Source organism: Escherichia albertii NBRC 107761 = DSM 17582 (assembly GCF_000759775.1).
GTDB classification, from domain to species: domain Bacteria; phylum Pseudomonadota; class Gammaproteobacteria; order Enterobacterales; family Enterobacteriaceae; genus Escherichia; species Escherichia albertii.
Genome location: NZ_BBMY01000190.1, coordinates 1 through 2,724 on the forward strand (window position 1 = coordinate 1; position 2,724 = coordinate 2,724).

At 53.4% G+C, this 2,724-nt stretch carries 2 rRNA genes; both read left to right on the top strand.

The window, feature by feature from the left end:
- Window positions 1-2,408 (top strand): 23S ribosomal RNA (locus tag EA14781_RS21680); the annotation flags it as partial.
- A gap of 192 nt (window positions 2,409-2,600) precedes the next feature.
- Window positions 2,601-2,716 (top strand): 5S ribosomal RNA (gene rrf, locus EA14781_RS21685).
- The last annotated feature ends 8 nt before the right edge of the window (window positions 2,717-2,724 follow it).

The window sequence follows — 2,724 nt, forward strand, 5'->3', positions numbered from 1 at the left end:
AAAAAGAACCTGAAACCGTGTACGTACAAGCAGTGGGAGCCCTGATTTATCAGGGTGACTGCGTACCTTTTGTATAATGGGTCAGCGACTTATATTCTGTAGCAAGGTTAACCGAATAGGGGAGCCGGAGGGAAACCGAGTCTTAACTGGGCGTTAAGTTGCAGGGTATAGACCCGAAACCCGGTGATCTAGCCATGGGCAGGTTGAAGGTTGGGTAACACTAACTGGAGGACCGAACCGACTAATGTTGAAAAATTAGCGGATGACTTGTGGCTGGGGGTGAAAGGCCAATCAAACCGGGAGATAGCTGGTTCTCCCCGAAAGCTATTTAGGTAGCGCCTCGTGAATTCATCTCCGGGGGTAGAGCACTGTTTCGGCAAGGGGGTCATCCCGACTTACCAACCCGATGCAAACTGCGAATACCGGAGAATGTTATCACGGGAGACACACGGCGGGTGCTAACGTCCGTCGTGAAGAGGGAAACAACCCAGACCGCCAGCTAAGGTCCCAAAGTCATGGTTAAGTGGGAAACGATGTGGGAAGGCCCAGACAGCCAGGATGTTGGCTTAGAAGCAGCCATCATTTAAAGAAAGCGTAATAGCTCACTGGTCGAGTCGGCCTGCGCGGAAGATGTAACGGGGCTAAACCATGCACCGAAGCTGCGGCAGCAACGCTGATGCGTTGTTGGGTAGGGGAGCGTTCTGTAAGCCTGTGAAGGTGTGCTGTGAGGCATGCTGGAGGTATCAGAAGTGCGAATGCTGACATAAGTAACGATAAAGCGGGTGAAAAGCCCGCTCGCCGGAAGACCAAGGGTTCCTGTCCAACGTTAATCGGGGCAGGGTGAGTCGACCCCTAAGGCGAGGCCGAAAGGCGTAGTCGATGGGAAACAGGTTAATATTCCTGTACTTGGTGTTACTGCGAAGGGGGGACGGAGAAGGCTATGTTGGCCGGGCGACGGTTGTCCCGGTTTAAGCGTGTAGGCTGGTTTTCCAGGCAAATCCGGAGAATCAAGGCTGAGGCGTGATGACGAGGCACTACGGTGCTGAAGCAACAAATGCCCTGCTTCCAGGAAAAGCCTCTAAGCATCAGGTAACATCAAATCGTACCCCAAACCGACACAGGTGGTCAGGTAGAGAATACCAAGGCGCTTGAGAGAACTCGGGTGAAGGAACTAGGCAAAATGGTGCCGTAACTTCGGGAGAAGGCACGCTGATATGTAGGTGAAGCGACTTGCTCGTGGAGCTGAAATCAGTCGAAGATACCAGCTGGCTGCAACTGTTTATTAAAAACACAGCACTGTGCAAACACGAAAGTGGACGTATACGGTGTGACGCCTGCCCGGTGCCGGAAGGTTAATTGATGGGGTTAGCGGTAACGCGAAGCTCTTGATCGAAGCCCCGGTAAACGGCGGCCGTAACTATAACGGTCCTAAGGTAGCGAAATTCCTTGTCGGGTAAGTTCCGACCTGCACGAATGGCGTAATGATGGCCAGGCTGTCTCCACCCGAGACTCAGTGAAATTGAACTCGCTGTGAAGATGCAGTGTACCCGCGGCAAGACGGAAAGACCCCGTGAACCTTTACTATAGCTTGACACTGAACACTGGTCCTTGATGTGTAGGATAGGTGGGAGGCTTTGAAGTGTGGACGCCAGTCTGCATGGAGCCGTCCTTGAAATACCACCCTTTAATGGCTGGTGTTCTAACGTAGGCCCCTTACCGGGGTTGCGGACAGTGTCTGGTGGGTAGTTTGACTGGGGCGGTCTCCTCCTAAAGAGTAACGGAGGAGCACGAAGGTTGGCTAATCCTGGTCGGACATCAGGAGGTTAGTGCAATGGCATAAGCCAGCTTGACTGCGAGCGTGACGGCGCGAGCAGGTGCGAAAGCAGGTCATAGTGATCCGGTGGTTCTGAATGGAAGGGCCATCGCTCAACGGATAAAAGGTACTCCGGGGATAACAGGCTGATACCGCCCAAGAGTTCATATCGACGGCGGTGTTTGGCACCTCGATGTCGGCTCATCACATCCTGGGGCTGAAGTAGGTCCCAAGGGTATGGCTGTTCGCCATTTAAAGTGGTACGCGAGCTGGGTTTAGAACGTCGTGAGACAGTTCGGTCCCTATCTGCCGTGGGCGCTGGAGAACTGAGGGGGGCTGCTCCTAGTACGAGAGGACCGGAGTGGACGCATCACTGGTGTTCGGGTTGTCATGCCAATGGCACTGCCCGGTAGCTAAATGCGGAAGAGATAAGTGCTGAAAGCATCTAAGCACGAAACTTGCCCCGAGATGAGTTCTCCCTGAGACTTTAAGTCTCCTGAAGGAACGTTGAAGACGACGACGTTGATAGGCCGGGTGTGTAAGCGCAGCGATGCGTTGAGCTAACCGGTACTAATGAACCGTGAGGCTTAACCTTACAACGCCGAAGATGTTTTGGCGGATTGAGAGAAGATTTTCAGCTCAGATTCAGAGTCCGAAGGATTTTACGCTGAGACAAGGCGGCAAATGAAGCGAAGGAAGGAGCATACTGAAGTATGTGACTGACTTTCGGGAATGCAGCCGGCGCAGTATCAGTGGAAAAGACACAGGACAGGGCACAAAGAATTTGCCTGGCGGAGATAGCGCGGTGGTCCCACCTGACCCCATGCCGAACTCAGAAGTGAAACGCCGTAGCGCCGATGGTAGTGTGGGGCTTCCCCATGCGAGAGTAGGGAACTGCCAGGCATCAAATT